We start from the raw sequence: 16,811 nt of genomic DNA on the forward strand, positions 1-16,811 counted from the left end.
CCTGGTCAGGGGTGCGCGATCGCGCCGCCACCCTTGCTCTCCTGGTACGTCGCCGAGAGCTCGTCGTAGGTCCGGGTGATCCGGGCGAGCTGGTCGGGGTCGGCGAGCGGGGCGAGCCCGGTGCTGACGAAGTAGGCGTTGGCGCGGTTGTAGAGGTCTCGCCCCGGGGCGACCTCGTCGCGGTCGGGGTCCGGCACGGCGTAGACGCCCTTCAGGATCGCCAGGTCGTAGGGGATTGCGAAGGACTCGGCCGAGTCCTGGTGGCTGAAGAGATAGGCGAACTCGGGGAACCCTGACCAGGCGATCCCCGACAGGCACAGCGAGCAGGGCTCGTGGGTCGCCAGCAGCAGGCAGTCGGCGGGCGCCGGTCGATCCTCGGCCGGCACCTCGAAGAAGCGCTTGATGGCATGGATCTCGCCGTGCCACAGCGGGTTCTCGGTCTCGTTGTTGGTCTCGGCGACCACCGTGGAGAGGTCCGCGCGGCGCACGATCGCGGCGCCGAAGATCTTGTTGCCCGCTTCCACGCCGGCACGCGTCAGCGGGACAATCTCCTGCTCGATCACGTCCAGCAGGCGGCGTACGTCCGCCTCGTCGGTCAGGTCCATCAGACCAGCGCCTCGCCGCCGTGGGTGGCGAGCTTGCGGGCGACCTCGGCGAGGTCGGCGCGCCAGATCTCCTCGGGGCCGGGCGGGAGGATGTCGTCCCAGTCGGGCGAGAAGCTGCCGCGTACGGAGAGCAGGTCCTTCGGGCGGGCCAGGAACCACATGTGCAGGTGCTCGGCACCGTCGCCGATCCGCATCGCGTGGCAGCGGGCGATGTTGGGCAGGCTCTCCACGATCCTGGCGAGCCGCACCGTGAGGACCCCGAACTCGGCCGCCTGGTGCTCGTCGAGATCGGGCAGGTCGTAGTGCTCGAGCGGCTCCAGGATCAGCACCAGCGGCAGCCCGGACTGCGCCAGGTGCTTCACCCGCCAGCTCTCGTCCTGCCAGATCACGCCCGGCAGGTCGGTGCCGCACAGGTTGCAGTCCATCCCGTCCTCGCCGTTGCGCGGCTCCTCGGGAGCCGGGGGAGCGAGCGGCTTGGGGGCGATCTCGCCGTCGCGTACGACCCACGGGAAGACGTCCCACTCGGTCACGCTCGGCGCGGGCAGGTCACCGCCGGCCTGGACGCGGGCATAGATCTGATCAGCTGTCTCGGCCATGGCTCGAACGATGCCACAGCGGGCGGAGATGTAACACGCTGTTCGTAGGACTGACCGGTCGTTCCAATAGGGCGAGTAGTCCTACGAACGACGTGTTACATCAAGTGGCGCCGCGGCGTGGATCCTTAGGCGAGTGAGTGACTTGACTAAGATGACTCTATGACCACCGGTGTGCTTCCGTCCCTCCCGTCCTACGACGGCGCCGAGCTCGTGATCCCGGCGCCGGGCGAGGGGCCGGGCAACTGGGCCGGCGCCTCGAGTGCGGTCCTGGTCGACGGGGTCTTCTGGCTGACCTGGCGCAACCGGCGGCCGCTCTCGGACGGGCGCGGGGTGACGGTCAGCGTCGCCCGGTCGACCGACGGGGTGCGGTTCGAGACGGTGACCGAGGTCCACCGCGACCAGTTCGGCTGCGAGTCGCTGGAGCGGCCGGTGCTGGTGCCGCTGCCTGAGGGTGGCTGGCGGCTCTACCTCTCCTGCGCCACCTGGGACTCCAAGCACTGGTGGGTCGACAGCCTCACCGCCGACACCGTAGCCGGGCTCCCCGAGGGAATCCGCCAGGTCGTCCACCCCGGCAGCGACACCGTCGCGGTCAAGGACCCGGTGATCGCGATCGACCCGGTGACCCAGACCTGGCAGATGTGGCTGTGCTGCCACCCGCTCACCGAGCCCGGCCACGAGGACCGGATGACGACCCGCTATCTCACCTCGACCGACGGCCTGGAGTGGCACGACGACGGCGAGGTCCTCGCCGGACGTCCGGGCCTGTGGGACGCCCGCGGGGCCCGGGTCACCACGGTCGTCTCCCACGACCCGCTCGTCGTCCTCTATGACGGCCGCGCCGACGCCGAGTCCAACTGGTACGAGACCACCGGCGTCGCCCGCTGGGACGGCACCCGTCTGGTCGCCGACCCCGACGCGGCCCCGGTCACCAGCCCCCACTCCGACGGCGCCTTCCGCTACGCCAGCGCGGTGGCGCTGCCCGACGGCCGGATCCGCTACTACGTGGAGGCCGCCCGTGAGGACGGCGCCCACGACCTGATCACGCTGGTTCGCTGAGGTTCTCCGCGAGTCTCGCGCGCTCCTGGAACGATCCCCGGCTCGAGGTGGAGAGCCAGTCGGAGAAGTCCTGCCCGCTCACCTTGGTGAGCAGCTCGATGTCCTCGGCGAAGGCGGGGAGGAGCTGCTCGCGCTGCTCCGGAGTCAGCCGGGGCCGGTGGTGGTCGCCCGGTCCGGCGAGCTGGCGCAGCAACGGCGGGTAGCTCCTGCGCCAGATCTCCGGCGGCGCGAACTGGGCGAGCCAGGCACCGCCCCTGACCACGGGACCGAGCACCTTCGGGCGCCAGCCGGGTTCGACGTACGTCCTGCTGTTGTCGTTCGGGATGTGGCCGACATGGCCCTGCTCGATGCCGAGGAAGCGGCAGGCGCGGTCGACCGTCACGGCGGGCTCGTCGACGATGTCGCGGTAGCGCACCACCAGCACGCGGTCCTCGCCGACCAGCCCGTAGAGGTGGTCGAGCTGCCGGCCGTAGAGCCCGAGCTCGCGGTAGCGCCAGAACGGTGCCCAGCCGTCGTGGGCGCGCCGGTCCTGGAGCCGGAACGCCGTGGGGAAGTCGGCGACGGGTTCCAGTCCGTCGCACCACAGATGCATCCAGTTGGAGTAGGCGCGGTCGATCGGGTCGCGCACGACGGCGATCAGCTTCACGTCCGGAAGCTCCTGGGCGATCCGCCGCTGGGCGCTGGTGGAGTAGAGGTAGAACGGCGTGCTCTCGCCCCTGATCGCGTGCTCGGGGGCGGCGGCGAAGAGCCGGTCGTAGTCCGTACGCCGCCAGACCCACTCCTGCTGCGAGTGCTTGTCGCCGGGGCCGCGCCAGTGCGGCGGAGGTGCGTCGTCGCAGAGCCAGTACTTCGGCTCCTTCGGTGTCGTGGCGAACACCTGCGGGTGCCTCGCCAGTGCCGAGTGCAGTGCCGTGGTCCCTGCTTTCGGTGCTCCGATGATCAAGAAGTCTGGCTGTGGTCGTCGCTCCATGGGCGGCCCTTCCGCTTAAATCGCTCGAAACAGTCTACTTAAGCGAGAAACGGTTCGGGAGGACTATCTCTTAGGCTGATCCCGTGGCTGAACTCAACATCCCGCCGGCGCCGGCGATCCCGGGCGCGAAGCACCTCCACTCCGGCAAGGTGCGCGACCTCTACGAGCTGGAGGAGGGTCCGTACGCCGGTCAGCTCCTGATGGTCGCCAGCGACCGCATCTCGGCCTTCGACCACGTCTTCGACACGGTCATCCCGGACAAGGGCGAGATCCTCACCCGGCTGTCGCTGTGGTGGTTCGAGCAGTTCGAGGACCTGGTGCCGACCCATGTGCTCTCGACCGACGTCCCTGCGGCCGTCGAAGGTCGGGCGGTGGTCGCTCAGAAGCTCCACATGCTGCCCGTCGAGTGCGTCGCGCGCGGCTACCTGACCGGGTCGGGCCTGCGTGAGTACGAGGCCACCGGCGAGGTCTGTGGCATCCGGCTCCCGGCCGGTCTGGTCGACGGCTCCCGGCTCACCCCGCCGATCTTCACCCCGGCCACGAAGGCGGAGCTCGGCGACCACGACGAGAACGTCACCTACGAATACATCTCCAAGCTGATCGGCGAGGACGACGCCGCCGCGGTGCGCCGGCTGACTCTGGCGGTCTACCAGCGCGCCGACGAGATCGCCCGCGGCTGCGGCCTCATCCTGGCCGACACGAAGTTCGAGTTCGGCGTACGCCAGGACGACCTGGGCATCCGCACCATCGTCCTCGCCGACGAGGTGCTCACTCCGGACTCCTCCCGCTACTGGGACGCGAGCCAGTGGCACCCCGGTTCCGCGATCCCCAGCTTCGACAAGGACGTGATCCGGCGCTGGCTGCTCTCGCCCGAGTCCGGCTGGGACCGCGCCGCCGGTGGCCCGCCGCCGGAGCTGCCCGAGGAGATCGTCGCGCGCACGCGGGCGAAGTACGTCGAGGCGTACGAGAAGCTCACCGGCCACCGCTTCTGACAGGACCCGGGCAAAGTTTCAGGGACACGTGTCGCAGTAAAAATCGAGACCGTGTTCCGCGAGAAGCTACGCACGGGTAGGTTGTGACGGGTAACACGCACACCACTGGAGGCCATGTGTCCACGTACAACCTCGCTTCGCTGCTCGAAGACTCCGCGGCGAACTATCCCGAGCGCACCGCGATCGTGCTGGGAGACATCCGTCTGAACTACGCCCAGATCAACGGTGCCGCCAACCAGGTCGCGAACCTGCTGGCGAGCAAGGGCATCGGTGCGGGTGACCGGGTCGCTCTGATGAGCCCGAACCTGCCCTACTTCACGATGGTCTACTTCGGCATCCTCAAGGCCGGCGCAACCGTCGTGCCGCTCAACGTGCTGCTCAAGGGGCGCGAGGTGGCCTACCACCTCAAGGACTCCGACGCGAAGGCCCTCTTCGCCTTCGAGGGCACCCCGGAGCTCGCCATCGGCGCCGAGGCGCATGCCGGTGCGCAGGAGGCCGGGGTCGAGAACCTCTTCCTGATCACCGCCGACCCGACCGCCGCGTCGCCGATCGAGGGCGTGACCACGCTCGGCCAGGGCATCGGGACCCAGCCGCCGACCTTCGAGACCGTGGGCACCGACGAGGACGACACCGCGGTCATCCTCTACACCTCCGGCACCACCGGGCAGCCCAAGGGCGCCGAGCTGCGTCACCGCAACATGCGCGACAACGCGCTGGCCGGCGCGGACCTCTTCGGTGCCTCGTCCGAGCGGCCCGACACCTATCTCGCCGTGCTGCCCCTCTTCCACGCCTTCGGCCAGACCGTGGTGCAGAACGGCGCGATCGCCTTCGGTGGCACCGTCGTGCTGCTGCCCCGCTTCGACGCTGCTGCCGCGCTGGCGACGATGCTCAAGGAGAGCGTCACGTTCTTCGCCGGCGTGCCGACGATGTACTGGGGCCTGCTCGGTGCCCTCTCCGAGGACACCGACGTGGACACGCTCGCCAAGAACCTCCGCGTCGCCGCCGCCGGTGGCTCGGCCCTCCCGGTCGAGATCCACAAGGAGTTCGAGAAGCGCTTCGGCGTCACCATCCTCGAGGGCTACGGCCTCTCCGAGACCTCGCCGGTCGCGTCGTTCTCGCTCTACGGCCAGCCGGTGCGCCCGGGCTCGATCGGCGTACCGATCCCCGGTGTCGAGATGCGCCTGATCGACCCGGCGTCGTGGGACGACATCGAGTGGACCGCCGACGCGATCGGCGAGATCGCGATCAAGGGCCACAACATCTTCAAGGGCTACTACAACCGCCCCGAGGCCACCGCCGAGGTGCTCACTTCGGAGGGCTGGTTCCGCTCGGGCGACCTCGCCAAGCGCGACGAGGACGGCTGGTACTACATCGTCGACCGCGCCAAGGAGCTCATCATCCGCGGCGGCTTCAATGTCTACCCGCGCGAGATCGAAGAGGTCCTGCTGACCCACCCGGCGGTCTCGCTGGCCGCCGTGATCGGCGTCCCGCACGACTCCCACGGTGAGGAGATCAAGGCGGTCCTCGTGCTCAAGCCCGGCGCCTCCGCGACCTCCGAGGAGATCGTCGCCTGGAGCAAGGAGCAGATGGCGGCCTACAAGTACCCGCGCATCGTCGAGATCGTCGACGCCCTCCCGATGACCGCCACCGGCAAGATCCTCAAGCGCGAGCTCAAGTAGCCGATTCCGTACGCCGGCAGCAGCCGTAGCTCGAAGATCGCAGTCACCCGGTGGCTGCGATCTTCGAGTTTACGAAGGTCCGATCTGGGGTAGAACGGTTTCGTGGAGCACTCGGGGGACGCGAAGCAACCGTTCGACCACGATGGCATGCTGCGACTGCGTGATGAGATCCAGGGCGGTGTCATCTCGCGGCGACAGTTGCGTGACCTGCATGCGCAGGACCACGACATCCGTCGCCTCGTACGAAACCGTGAGCTCACCGCGATCCATCCGGGGGTCTACGTCGGTCACACTGGCAACCCGACTTGGGGTCAGCGTGCCTGGGCGGCGGTGCTGGTGTGCTGGCCGGCGGCTCTGGCGGGTCGATCCGCACTGCCGAAACCGCCCGAGCGCGCCCCGATCGAGGTGATGGTGCCTCTCGACCGCACCATGCGTGCACCCCGTGGCGTGATCGTCCGGCGGCGCGCTCGTTTCGATGGGTACGTCGACTGGGCCGCCTACCCGCCCCGGCAGCTGCTCGCCGAGGCTGCGATCGACGCGGCAGCCGAGGGGAGTGATGTCGGTGAAGCGTTCTCGATGCTTGCCGGCCTCGTTCAGACCAAGGCTGCGACGGCGTCGGCCCTGATTCAGGCTCTCGGCTACCGCAAGCGGTTGACCAACCGGGGCCTTCTGACAGAGCTGCTCGAGGACCTGAAGGCCGGCGCGTGCTCGGTCCTCGAACGCGAGTACCTGCGCCGCGTCGAGCGCGCCCATGGTCTGCCCGCGGGTGAGCGCCAGGTCGCCGACTCGATTCGGGGCTTCTCGGTTGAGCGTGACGTTGCCTATGCGGCGTACGGGCTGGTCGTGGAACTCGACGGCCGTTCCTTCCACGGCAGCGCTGCGGCTCGAGACGCCGATCATGTTCGTGATCTGGATGCGGCGGTCGCGCGTGGGTTGCGGACCGTTCGGCTCACATATGGGCAGGTGCTCGGTGACCCGTGTCGAACGGCCATCGGCATCGGTGAGCTGCTTCGGCTCGGGGGTTGGGAGGGCCAGATTCGCTCGTGCCCGGACTGTCCGGCGGCTCCGTGTGACTAGCTCGAAGATCGCAGTCACCCGGTGGCTGTGGTCTTCGAGTTTGTGGTTCCTGCACGGAAGGTGAGCATCGGCCGGGAGGTGGCGCCGACGGCGGCGAGGGCGAGCAGGCAGGTGACGCCCCCGCTGACCAGCGCGAACGAGCCCGAGGTGAGCTGGGCGACGGCACCGCCGCGGAGGTTGCCGACCTCCGGCCCGCCGGCGCCGACGATCATCTCGATCGCGGCGGTACGGCCGCGCAGATCGTCGGGCACGGCGAGCTGGATCAGCGTGCCTCGGGTGACGACGCTGACCGAGTCGGCGGCTCCGGCGACGGCGAGCAGGGCGAGGCACAGCCAGGGTGAGGTGACCAGCCCGACGGCGCCGAGGCTGGCACCCCACACGGCTGCGGCGCCGATCGTGATCGGGCCCGGGCGGCTGCGTCTGGTGAACGAGCCCGAGACGAGCGAGGCCGCCACGCCGCCGACCGCGATCGCGGTCAGGAACAGCCCGAGGGTGCGTGGGTCGCCGCCGAACCGGGCCTCGTTGACCAGCGGAAACAGGCTCACGGGCATGGCCAGGACGGTGGCCGCCAGGTCGACGAGGAGCACGCCGCGTACGACCGGCTGGGTGGCCGCGAAGCGCAGGCCTTCGAGGACTCCGCCGCCGCTCGTCCTCGTCGCCGGCGCGAGAGCCGGGAGGCCGACTACCCCGAGGAACCCGGCGGCGAAGGAGATCGCGTCGACGGCGTACGCGATCTCGAGACCTGCGTAGCCGATGATCAGCCCGCCCAGCGCTGGGCCGAGGAGCATCGATCCCTGGAAGCTCAGCCGGTTGAGGGCGAGCCCGGCGGCGACCTGGTCGGTGCCGAGGAGCCGCGGGATCACGCCCATGCTCGCGGGGGCGGCGACCGAGCCCGCGGCGGCCATCAGCGCGACCAGGACCAGGACGAGCCCGAGCGAGGACGGCGAGGTGCCGAGCCAGAGGGCCTGCGCCATCAGCAGCAGCGCCAGCGCGAGCTGGGTGAGGGTGGTGACCAGCAGGATCGAGCGCCGGTCCGCGCGGTCGGCCACCGCGCCGCCCCAGAGCCCGATCGTGAGCATCGGGACGAGCTGCGCGAGCGCGACGCTGCCGGACCAGAACGGGCTGTGGGTCGCCTCCCAGACCTGGTACATCACCGCGACCACCGAGATCTGCCCACCCAGCCCCGACACCGCCCGCCCGATGAAGAACCGGCGGAAAGCAGGAGACGTACGCAACGGGGTGATGTCGATCAGCAGATGGCGCACGAGGAGCGATCGTAAAGACCGGGTCGGGCAGGGTGCCAACGGTTTAGGTGAGCGGCGTATGGCCCACCTAGACTGCAGCCATGCCTCGCGTTGTCGTCGACGTCATGCCCAAGCCCGAGATTCTCGACCCGCAGGGGAAAGCCGTACTCGGCGCCCTGCCGCGGCTCGGGTTCACCGGGGTCACCGAGGTCCGTCAGGGCAAGCGGTTCGAGCTGGAGATCCCCGAGGTCACCGACGACGCGCTCGCCCAGATCGAGAAGCTGGCCGAGACCTTCCTGGCCAACACGGTGATCGAGAACTACGTCGTGCGCGTGGAAGAGACCGCCAAGTGAAGATCGGCGTCATCACCTTCCCGGGCACGCTCGACGACGTCGACGCACAGCGCGCCGTCCGTGTCGGCGGCAACGAGGCCGTTGCGCTGTGGCACGGCGACCACGACCTGCAGGGGGTCGACGCGGTGATCCTGCCGGGCGGCTTCTCCTACGGCGACTACCTGCGCTGCGGTGCCATCTCCCGCTTCGCGCCGATCATGACCGAGGTCATCGAGGGCGCCCAGAAGGGCCTTCCGGTGCTCGGCATCTGCAACGGCTTCCAGATGCTCGTCGAGTCCCACCTGCTCCCCGGCGGCCTGCTGCGCAACGACCACCTCAAGTTCATCTGCCGCGACCAGAAGCTGCGCATCGAGAACACCTCGACCGCCTGGACCTCCGCGTTCACCCAGGACCAGGAGATCGTGGTCCCGCTGAAGAACGGCGAGGGGCAGTACGTCGCCGACGCCGACACCATCAAGCGGCTCGAGGGCGAGGGCCGCGTCGTCGCGCGCTACCTCGACGTGAACCCCAACGGCTCGGTCAACGACATCGCCGGCATCACCAACGAGGCCGGCAACGTCGTCGGCCTGATGCCCCACCCCGAGCACGCCGTGGAGACCCTCACCGGCTCCGGCACGGACGGGCTCGGCTTCTTCACCTCGCTGGCCGAGAAGGCTTTCGCCTGACCCAGGTGTACGAATCGGCCCGGCTCGCGTTCGCGAGCCGGGCCGTTCTCGTTCGGGGCGGAACAGTCACTCGGCCCCAGCCGCGACCTGCCCGGCAGCGTACGAATGCATCCCGGACGGTCGCCGGAGCACCACGCTCAGCGAGGCGATGATGCCGAGCGCGCCCAGGGCGGCCGCGGCGTAGAAGGCCTCGCGCATCCCCGGGACGACCTCGCCCGGGGTGCCGTTGGCGACGTAGACCGAGGCGATCACGGCCAGTCCGATCGAGCCGCCGAGCTGCTGCATGGTCTGCACCAGGCCCGAGGCCGAGCCGGCGTGGGCGGCGTCGACACCTTCCAGGCCGAGGGCAGTGGTGGAGGTGAAGACGAGCGAGGCGAAGGCGCCGTTGAGGAGGAACGGAGCCAGGACGGCGCCGGCGTACGTGCTCGTCTCCGTGAGCGTGCTCAGCCACAGGAACGACGCCGTGAGGCCGGTGGCACCCAGGACCAGCACTCGCGACATCCCGATCCGGGCCGCGATCCGAGGCGCCACCCGGGACATCGCGAAGATCATCAGGGTGAGCGGCAGGAACGCCAGCCCGGAGGCGAGCGGCCCCATGCCCAGCACGCCCTGCAGGTAGATCACGGTCAGGTAGAACGTCGCGAACTGGGCCCCGACCAGCCCGACAGCGGCGATGAACGCGGCGACGCGGCGGTGGCTGTTGAAGAGGTGGAGCTGCAGCAGCGGGTGGGCGACCCGGCGTTCGGTGAGCACGAGGGCGACCAGGAGGAGAAGGCCGATCGCGATCCCGCCGAGGGTGCGCGCGGAGGTCCAGCCGTGCTCCGGTGCGCCGATCAGCGACCAGACGATCGCGGCCGCACCACCGGTGGCGGTCACGGCGCCGACGATGTCGAAGCGTCCCGGTCGCGGCGCGGTCTCGGCGACGAGACGGCCGACGAGGGCGAGCACGACGAGCCCGATCGGTACGTTGATGAACAGGGTCCAGCGCCACGACGCGATGTCGGTCAGGATGCCGCCGAGGATCAGCCCGATCGAGGCACCGCTGGAGGAGACGGCCGAGAAGAGCGCGATCGCCCGGGCACGGCCGGCCTCGTCCTTCGCCGACGTGGTCAGCAGGGCGAGCACCTGAGGCGCGGCGATCGCGGCACCGAAGCCCTGCAGGGCGCGGGCGATGACGAGCAGGTCGTCGGTCGGCGCGAACCCGCCGGCCAGGGAGAAGAGGGTGAAGACGGAGAGGCCGGCGACGAACATGCGCCGCCTACCGAAGACGTCGCCCAGGCGGCCGCCGAGGAGCAGCAGGCCGCCGAAGGCGAGGGTGTAGCCGTTGAGCACCCAGGTGAGTGCCGCCGGAGTGAACTCGAGGTCGTCGGCGATCCGGGGGAGCGCGACGTTCACGACTGCCGCGTCGAGCACGATCATCAGCTGGGCGACCAGGACCAGGGCGATCCCGGCGCCGGCGGCGGCCTTGGCGGCCGCGGGTGGCTTGGGTGGTGCCACGGTGGATGTCATTCGAGAGCTCCTGTTGGAGACGGAAGAGGAGTACAGTGAAGCGGAGGAAGCCTCCGCTTGATGAAGACACTACCGGAGAGTGTCTCCGTTTAACAATGCATTTAGATCCTGTGACGGGGGCTGCTGTTAACCTGAGGCGCCCGCAGCGAGGCGGGAGCCACTGAGGAGGTCCTGATGAGAGCCGACGCGCAGCGCAACCGCGAGCGGCTGATCGAGGTCGCCCATGCGGTGTTCAAGGAGCGGGGTCTCGACGCACCTCTGGACGAGGTCGCTCGGCGTGCGGGCGTCGGCCCCGGCACCCTCTACCGCCACTTCCCCACGCGCGAGGCGCTCCACGAGGCGATCATGGCGACCTGGATCGAGGAGGTCGCCGCCCACGTCGAGAAGGCGATGGCGACCGAGGGCGGGTGCCGGGAGAAGCTGCTCGCCTGGTTCGAGGAGTACGTCTCGCTGCTGACCCGCCACCAGGGCGCCGCCGCCAAGATCACCGCCTCCCTCGGCTGTCAGGACTCCCCGCTGCGCACCAAGTGCCAGACCTACGCCGACGCCAACGAGAGTGTCCTGACGGAGATGGCCGAGCACGGCGTGCTCCGCGAGGGTGTCGACAACCTCGACGTGTGCCGCCTCCTCGGCGGCGTCGCGACCATGGCCGACCACTCCTCGCTCGAGCCCAAGGACGTACGTCCCATGCTCGATGTCATCGCGAACGGCGTCCTCAAGAACTGACCCCTTCTGGGGCACACTGGGACCATGTCCTTCACCTCGCCGGTCGGCGGCCCGCAGAGCCCGCTGAAGCTGGAGTTTCCTCAGTCGCTCGCGACCTATGACGACTACGCGGCCGCGCAGAAGACGGTCGACCACCTCTCCGACAAGGAGTTCCCGGTCGAGAACTGCATGATCGTCGGCACCGAGCTGAAGCAGATCGAGCGGATCACCGGTCGCCTCACCTGGAGCAAGGTCGCCCTCGCCGGCGTCCTCTCCGGCGCCTGGTTCGGTGTCTTCGTCGGCCTGATCGTGTCGCTCTTCGGCGACGAGAACTTCCTCTTCATCCTCCTGTCGACGGTGCTCCTCGGCATCGTCTTCGGCCTCATCTGGTCGCTGATCGGCTATGCCGCCACCCGCGGCACCCGCGACTTCTCGAGCGTCAAGGTCATCGTGCCGACGAAGTACGAGGTCCTCGTCGAGCACAAGGTCGCCGCCCGTGCCCGCGAGCTCCTCGCCGACCTCCCGGGTGCCCTCCCCAACCCGTTCTCCTGACGGGCACCGTTCTCCGACGTCTCGGATCGTGAGATAGGCGCGGCGTTCGCGTGTAGTCACGCGTGTTCCGGGGAAGAACTCCGTTGGAGAAGGAGGCCCCGATGTCATCTCAGATCAACGTACGTCCCGCCGAGCTCGTCAAGCTCGCTGACCGCTGCATCGACTGGGCGATGGACCTGACCGGCGCGACCACGGACAACGCCGGCGCACTCGTGGTCGCCTCGCGCGACGCCGGAAACACCCAGGGCGGCTACGACACCACGGCTGCCCACGGGCCGCTGGTCGAGGCCGCGTCCAGCGCGCTCGAGTCGTTCGCGGCCGTCTTCGAGGCGGACGCCGACGCCCTCATGCTGTGCGCGTTCGACATCTCCGCTACCGACGAGGAGGTCGCCCGCGCCGCCCAGTCGAGCAATTCGCTCGAGCCGGGTCCGACGCCGCGGCCTCCGGAGCCGACCCCGGGGCCGCCGCCTCCTTCACCCACCCCGAGCCCGTCGCCGGGCCCCACCCCGACCCCGCGCTGAGGAGCCCGAGATGTCCGAAGGCACCTGGAAGCTGTGGGACGACGCGGCGTCGATCGATGACGCGTCGCGAGGCTGGACCTCGATCGCGAAGGCGCTCGACGGCGTCACCGAGGCGTTCATCAGCGGCTCCAAGGACGTAGTCGCCGACTGGGAGGGGCAGACGGCCGAGTCCTATGAAGGGCATCGCAAGACGCTTCTGACCGACCTCGACCAGGCGCGCGACCTCGCCGACAAGGCAGCCTCGGCTACGTCCCGGATCGCCGGCACCGTACGCATCGCCCAGGGCCACCTCGACCAGTCCTGGGCGACGGTGGCCCACATCCCGCACCAGGGCAGCCCGTCGGGTGACATCCGGTTCGAGCCCGAGACCCCCGAGGACAGCAAACTGGTCACCGACGCCATCGCGCGTGCCTCCGAGATCCGGACCGGCCTCGATCGCGACCTCAACGCCGACCGGCAGGTGCTGGTCGACACCACCGCTGCCTGGCAGGGGTTGTCGACGAGCATGGCGGCGATCGCCGAGTCCGGCCAGGACCCGTTCCACCTCCCCGCCGACGTGGACTCGGTCGGCATGATCAACGTCGACGGAAAGACGTACATCAACACCGGCAGCGGCGACGACGTGGTCACGGTCGGGATCAACCCGTTGACCGGCAAGCAGGTCGTCACCGTCAACGGTCAGATGTACGACGTACCTCCCGGCAACGAGATCGTCATCCGCGCCGGCGAGGGCAACGACGAGATCAACGTCCCGCAGGGCACCAACGTCAACCTCTCGCTGCTTGGTGGTCGAGGTGACGACCGGCTCAACGGTGGCAGCGGGAGCGACCGCATCGTCGGTGGCCAGGGCCGCGACCACATCTTCGCCGGCGACGGCGACGACCGGGTCTCGGGCGGCACCGATCGCGACTACATCGACGCCCAGGGTGGCAACGACCTCGCCACCGGAGCCGGCGGCGACGACACCGTCTACGGCATGGCCGGAAACGACCGGATCAGCGGTGGTCGCGGCCAGGACTACCTCGAAGGGGCCGACGGCGACGACCTGCTCGTAGGCGGCGACGGCAACGACATCGCCTCCGGTGGTGACGACAACGACCGGATCCACGGCGGCGCCGGCGACGACGTGACGTACGCGGGGCGGGGGACCGACACCACCTACGGTGGCTCGGGTGACGACAAGGCCCACAGCGAGTCCGGCGACACCGACGAGGACGTCGAGCAGCACGTGACGGTCCAGATCACCGAGGTCCCGGAGTGGATCAAGATCGAGGGTTCGCCGGAGTTCGTCGCCCGGACCCGCGCCGACCTCGAGATGCTGGCCGCGTCGCCGACGGGCCAGCAGATGCTCGCCGCGCTGGACCGGAGGCATGACGACTCGGGCGTGTTCGGCATCGGGCAGGAGAACCTGACCATCCGCGAGTACGTCGGTGACACCCCGAACAGCTCGGCGTCCAACGGACCGATGGGCGGCAACGAGATCGAGTACATGCCGGACATCGACACGATGAACACCGGCAACCGTGCTCCCCAGACGCCCGTCGACGGCCCGCCGGTCGCGGTGCTCTACCACGAGATGGCGCACGTCTACGACTACATGCACGACACGCTCGAGCCCGGCGAATATCACGGCGACGACCCCGAGAATCAGGGGACGAACAACCGTGAGCGCGAGGCTGCCGGTCTTCCCGTCGATCACGACAACGACCCCAGCACCCCGGAGCAGATCGACCCGGACCACCCGTACGTCTACACCGAGAACGGGCTCCGCGACGAGATGGGAGCTCCGCACCGTGACCACTACTAGGTTGATGCTCCTGGCATCGCTGCTGACGGCGGGAGGTCTGGTGATGAGCGGCTGCGCGAAGGCGCCGGAAGGGGAGCGCGAGATCGAGGGTGTCCGGTTCGAGTCGGAGATCGCCCAGCCGGGCGGAGCGCTCGAGGTCAGCTATCGGGTGGTCAACGACGCGGACACCGACGTCTACGTGGTCGACTCGGTGCCGACGTACGCCAACGGGGCGCTGCAGCCGGCCTCGGCGGACACCGTCTACGTCCTGGGCAGCGGCGGGAGCCGGGCCGAGGTCGGCAAGCGGGTGTTCGCTCTGCCGGACGACAAGTCGTTCGCCCAGATGCCGGCGGTCGGTTGGGTCAAGCTGGCGGCGGGCGAGGAGATGAAGCGGGACGTACGCGTGCCGTTGCCGCTCGAGGAATACCGACCGTTCGACGACGACTCCGTCCCGGAGCTCCCGGACCCGGTCGAAGAGGTCATCTTCTGTGTCGGTGTCCTCGACCTCCGCGACCTCTACCCCGACGGCGTCCCGGCCGAGGTGACCGGGCTCGCCCACTCCGACTCGGCCGCGGAGTCCCAGCAGATCTTCTGCTCCGATCCGGCGTCCCTGGACTGATGACGCGCGTCGGCCTGCTCGTGGTGGCGCTGATGACGTCTCTCGGCGGGTGCGCCGAGGACTCGCCCTACGGCGAGTTCGGCCCGTCGAGCTCGGCGTCGGCGCCGGATGCGACGTTCAAAGCCGACGTGAAGGTCAGCGACACCGAGGTCCAGGTGAACTACCGGTTCGCCAACGATGCTGATGAGCCGCTGCTGCTCATCAACTGGCCCGGGGTCCCCGCTGGTGCTGGCGTCCGCTATCGGGATGATGCGGCGTACGTGACCGAGGACGCCGACGGCAAGGCCCTGCTGTCGCAGGCGCTCTTCGGCTTTCCGGACACCGACCAGACCTGGGCGTCGATCCCAGATGTCGGGGTCACCGAGGTGGCGCCGGGCGAGGTCGTCGAGGTGGAGGTGAGGTCGACGTTGCCGTTGACCTGGTTCCACCCGTTCGGGACCGACCTCGGAACAGGCCCGATGTCGATCCCGAGAGATGTCGACGAGGTCCGGTTCTGCCTCGGCGTGATCGCCCCGCCCTTCCCCGAGTCGATGACGCCGCAGACCGAGGAGGACGGGACGAGGACCGTCGGCCACGCGAGCGCCGCGCAGCACCTGTTCTGCTCGGACTCAGCGGCCGTGGGCTAGGTCGTACCAGGTGACCTCGGTGGCCATGCCGTTCGCGGTGCGACCGAGGCGCTTCTGGTAGGCGACGAGGGCGACCTGGGTGTTCCAGTCCATGACGCCGGTGATCTTCGGGCGCTCCGGCGCGGAGGTGGCGCTGAGGGCGCGCTGGAGGTCGCGGACGCTCTCGCCTGCGGAGCCACGCTTCAGGAGCGGGCGGCTGTTGGCCGCCCACAGCGTCTTCCAGGCACCCTGGGTCCAGGTCTTGCGCACCGTCAGGCCGTGCGAGCGCTGCCAGGCGTTGACCGAGCTCACCAGCCCCCGGTCGTACGTCCCGTCGATGGGGCCGCCGAAGTTCCCGCGCTCGCGGAGCATGCACTCGAGCGCCTTGGTGTAGATCGGCGAGGGAGTGTAGGAGCTGGTGCGCGGCTTGAGGGCGGGATAGTTGGTGAAGCTGACCGGCACGCCGCCGCAATGCGTCACCGGCCGCGCGTAGGAGCCCCGGCCGAGGTCGACGAAGTTGGAGTCGATCTCGATGGTGGTGCCGCCGTGGGTCTCCTTGTGCGGGCCGCGGTACTGCTTGACGCGGCGGTGCGGGTTCCAGGGCTTGTCGGGGATGTAGCGGGTCGAGGTGCCGGCGCGGCCGTCCCAGTCGGCGATCCACAGGTCCGCGGGGTAGACGAAGCCGCGCGGCTGGGCGTGCCAGACGGCGTACATCGCCTTGATCCCGGACGACGCGCTCGAGTACAGCGCCGGGCGGTAGCCCAGCTTCTTGATCCGGTAGCTCCAGGCCGAGACGAACCACATCGCCGACTCACGACACCGCTTGTTGCCGATGTCGAAACCCTCGAGGTCGTAGAACATCGTGCTTCCGGCGGCGATGCCGTAGCGCTTGGCGGCCTCCACGGTCGCGCCGGCCTGGGCGACGCCCTGGCGCTTTGCCGTGGCGTACTGGTCGGTCGAGCGGGCGCTGATCCGCGGGTCGTCGCGGTAGCGCGGGAAGTGCGGGTTGCACGAGGCCTGCGGGCCGAGCGTGATCGGCAGCAGCCGCCAGCCACGGGCCTGCTGGGTGCGCACCCACGTCGCGCTCAGGTTGGTCTGGGTGCGGCAGCCGCGCGAGTTGCCGGCGATGTAGATGCCGACCGCGCCGAAGTTGGAGTGCTTCCACCAGCGGTCCATCGCCGCCTTGAAGATGACGGTCGCGGTCGGATTGGTGACCGGAACGATCGCCGCGACCACCCCCATCGGCTCTCCGATGCCGGCTACGCGAGTCACCTCGT

The 16,811-nt window shown here is 69.4% G+C and carries 18 protein-coding genes; 12 read left to right on the forward strand and 6 right to left on the reverse strand.

Annotated features, from left to right (window positions below):
- Positions 1-5: 5 nt before the first annotated feature.
- Positions 6-605, reverse strand: coding sequence for a nucleoside deaminase (locus ABZY89_RS09360; protein ID WP_355226554.1), 600 nt, complete (start codon positions 603-605; stop codon positions 6-8).
- A complete protein-coding gene (locus ABZY89_RS09365) occupies positions 605-1,201 on the reverse strand; it encodes a hypothetical protein (RefSeq protein WP_355226556.1) in 597 nt (198 codons plus the stop codon). The genes ABZY89_RS09360 and ABZY89_RS09365 overlap by 1 nt, the downstream gene beginning before the upstream one ends.
- A 159-nt stretch (positions 1,202-1,360) precedes the next feature.
- On the opposite strand from ABZY89_RS09365, the gene ABZY89_RS09370 reads away from it, so the two are divergent.
- The gene (locus ABZY89_RS09370) at positions 1,361-2,257 is read left to right on the forward strand and encodes a hypothetical protein (RefSeq protein ID WP_355226557.1); all 897 of its coding nucleotides are present in this window, start codon (positions 1,361-1,363) and stop codon (positions 2,255-2,257) included.
- Here the strand turns inward: ABZY89_RS09370 and ABZY89_RS09375 are convergent.
- A complete protein-coding gene (locus tag ABZY89_RS09375; protein WP_355226559.1) occupies positions 2,241-3,227 on the reverse strand; it encodes a sulfotransferase in 987 nt (328 codons plus the stop codon). The genes ABZY89_RS09370 and ABZY89_RS09375 overlap by 17 nt on opposite strands.
- 83 nt (positions 3,228-3,310) lie before the next feature.
- On the opposite strand from ABZY89_RS09375, the gene ABZY89_RS09380 reads away from it, so the two are divergent.
- From ABZY89_RS09380 to ABZY89_RS09390, 3 genes are all read left to right on the forward strand, one after another.
- Positions 3,311-4,219 carry a phosphoribosylaminoimidazolesuccinocarboxamide synthase gene (locus ABZY89_RS09380; RefSeq protein WP_355226561.1) on the forward strand — a complete coding sequence of 303 codons (909 nt, stop codon included), beginning with the start codon at positions 3,311-3,313 and terminating at the stop codon, positions 4,217-4,219.
- Between the two features lie 116 nt (positions 4,220-4,335).
- Positions 4,336-5,898 (forward strand): long-chain fatty acid--CoA ligase, encoded by a 1,563-nt coding sequence (locus ABZY89_RS09385; protein ID WP_355226562.1) that lies wholly within the window; start codon positions 4,336-4,338, stop codon positions 5,896-5,898.
- A gap of 102 nt (positions 5,899-6,000) precedes the next feature.
- Positions 6,001-6,975 (forward strand): hypothetical protein, encoded by a 975-nt coding sequence (locus ABZY89_RS09390; protein WP_355226564.1) that lies wholly within the window; start codon positions 6,001-6,003, stop codon positions 6,973-6,975.
- Positions 6,976-6,989: 14 nt separating this feature from the next.
- On the opposite strand, the gene ABZY89_RS09395 is transcribed toward ABZY89_RS09390, so the two are convergent.
- Positions 6,990-8,240 (reverse strand): MFS transporter, encoded by a 1,251-nt coding sequence (locus ABZY89_RS09395; RefSeq protein ID WP_355226565.1) that lies wholly within the window; start codon positions 8,238-8,240, stop codon positions 6,990-6,992.
- Positions 8,241-8,320: 80 nt separating this feature from the next.
- On the opposite strand from ABZY89_RS09395, the gene purS reads away from it, so the two are divergent.
- Both purS and purQ read left to right on the forward strand, forming a co-directional pair.
- On the forward strand, positions 8,321-8,572 hold the full coding sequence (gene purS, locus ABZY89_RS09400) for a phosphoribosylformylglycinamidine synthase subunit PurS (protein ID WP_160026681.1): 252 nt from the start codon (positions 8,321-8,323) through the stop codon (positions 8,570-8,572).
- Positions 8,569-9,237 (forward strand): phosphoribosylformylglycinamidine synthase subunit PurQ, encoded by a 669-nt coding sequence (purQ, locus tag ABZY89_RS09405; protein WP_355226567.1) that lies wholly within the window; start codon positions 8,569-8,571, stop codon positions 9,235-9,237. Before purS ends, purQ begins: the two co-directional genes overlap by 4 nt.
- A gap of 66 nt (positions 9,238-9,303) precedes the next feature.
- On the opposite strand, the gene ABZY89_RS09410 is transcribed toward purQ, so the two are convergent.
- Complete coding sequence (locus ABZY89_RS09410; protein ID WP_355226569.1) at positions 9,304-10,746, reverse strand: MFS transporter; 1,443 nt, start codon at positions 10,744-10,746, stop codon at positions 9,304-9,306.
- A gap of 174 nt (positions 10,747-10,920) precedes the next feature.
- On the opposite strand from ABZY89_RS09410, the gene ABZY89_RS09415 reads away from it, so the two are divergent.
- The 6 genes from ABZY89_RS09415 (at position 10,921) to ABZY89_RS09440 (ending at position 15,555) form a co-directional block, all read left to right on the forward strand.
- Positions 10,921-11,472, forward strand: a complete 552-nt coding sequence (locus ABZY89_RS09415; RefSeq protein WP_355226570.1) for a TetR/AcrR family transcriptional regulator — start codon at positions 10,921-10,923, stop codon at positions 11,470-11,472.
- Between the two features lie 24 nt (positions 11,473-11,496).
- A complete protein-coding gene (locus tag ABZY89_RS09420) occupies positions 11,497-12,003 on the forward strand; it encodes a general stress protein (RefSeq protein ID WP_355226571.1) in 507 nt (168 codons plus the stop codon).
- 101 nt (positions 12,004-12,104) lie between these two features.
- Positions 12,105-12,524, forward strand: coding sequence for a hypothetical protein (locus tag ABZY89_RS09425; protein WP_355019620.1), 420 nt, complete (start codon positions 12,105-12,107; stop codon positions 12,522-12,524).
- 10 nt (positions 12,525-12,534) lie between these two features.
- Positions 12,535-14,331 (forward strand): M91 family zinc metallopeptidase, encoded by a 1,797-nt coding sequence (locus tag ABZY89_RS09430; protein WP_355226572.1) that lies wholly within the window; start codon positions 12,535-12,537, stop codon positions 14,329-14,331.
- Between the two features lie 4 nt (positions 14,332-14,335).
- Positions 14,336-14,929 (forward strand): hypothetical protein, encoded by a 594-nt coding sequence (locus ABZY89_RS09435; RefSeq protein ID WP_355226574.1) that lies wholly within the window; start codon positions 14,336-14,338, stop codon positions 14,927-14,929.
- Positions 14,929-15,555: a hypothetical protein gene (locus ABZY89_RS09440; protein WP_355226576.1), complete on the forward strand. Its 627-nt coding sequence runs from the start codon at positions 14,929-14,931 to the stop codon at positions 15,553-15,555. Before ABZY89_RS09435 ends, ABZY89_RS09440 begins: the two co-directional genes overlap by 1 nt.
- Here ABZY89_RS09440 and ABZY89_RS09445 read toward each other — a convergent pair.
- Positions 15,538-16,811 (reverse strand): glycoside hydrolase domain-containing protein (locus ABZY89_RS09445; RefSeq protein WP_355226578.1); only part of this gene is annotated, 1,274 nt, incomplete at its 5' end. The two genes, ABZY89_RS09440 and ABZY89_RS09445, sit on opposite strands and share 18 nt — an antisense overlap.

The sequence above is a fragment of the Nocardioides sp. NPDC006303 genome (assembly GCF_040613175.1).
Taxonomy (GTDB): Bacteria; Actinomycetota; Actinomycetes; order Propionibacteriales; family Nocardioidaceae; genus Nocardioides.

Bases quoted from the DNA above. Each gene is read 5' to 3' on its own strand.
- ABZY89_RS09375 (WP_355226559.1), bottom strand. From the start codon at position 3,227: ATGGAGCGACGACCACAGCCAGACTTCTTGATCATCGGAGCACCGAAA.
- ABZY89_RS09415 (WP_355226570.1), top strand. From the start codon at position 10,921: ATGAGAGCCGACGCGCAGCGCAACCGCGAGCGGCTGATCGAGGTCGCC.
- ABZY89_RS09435 (WP_355226574.1), top strand. From the start codon at position 14,336: ATGCTCCTGGCATCGCTGCTGACGGCGGGAGGTCTGGTGATGAGCGGC.
- ABZY89_RS09420 (WP_355226571.1), top strand. From the start codon at position 11,497: ATGTCCTTCACCTCGCCGGTCGGCGGCCCGCAGAGCCCGCTGAAGCTG.
- purS (WP_160026681.1), top strand. From the start codon at position 8,321: ATGCCTCGCGTTGTCGTCGACGTCATGCCCAAGCCCGAGATTCTCGAC.
- ABZY89_RS09370 (WP_355226557.1), top strand. From the start codon at position 1,361: ATGACCACCGGTGTGCTTCCGTCCCTCCCGTCCTACGACGGCGCCGAG.
- ABZY89_RS09410 (WP_355226569.1), bottom strand. From the start codon at position 10,746: ATGACATCCACCGTGGCACCACCCAAGCCACCCGCGGCCGCCAAGGCC.
- ABZY89_RS09430 (WP_355226572.1), top strand. From the start codon at position 12,535: ATGTCCGAAGGCACCTGGAAGCTGTGGGACGACGCGGCGTCGATCGAT.
- ABZY89_RS09440 (WP_355226576.1), top strand. From the start codon at position 14,929: ATGACGCGCGTCGGCCTGCTCGTGGTGGCGCTGATGACGTCTCTCGGC.
- ABZY89_RS09425 (WP_355019620.1), top strand. From the start codon at position 12,105: ATGTCATCTCAGATCAACGTACGTCCCGCCGAGCTCGTCAAGCTCGCT.
- ABZY89_RS09360 (WP_355226554.1), bottom strand. From the start codon at position 605: ATGGACCTGACCGACGAGGCGGACGTACGCCGCCTGCTGGACGTGATC.
- ABZY89_RS09365 (WP_355226556.1), bottom strand. From the start codon at position 1,201: ATGGCCGAGACAGCTGATCAGATCTATGCCCGCGTCCAGGCCGGCGGT.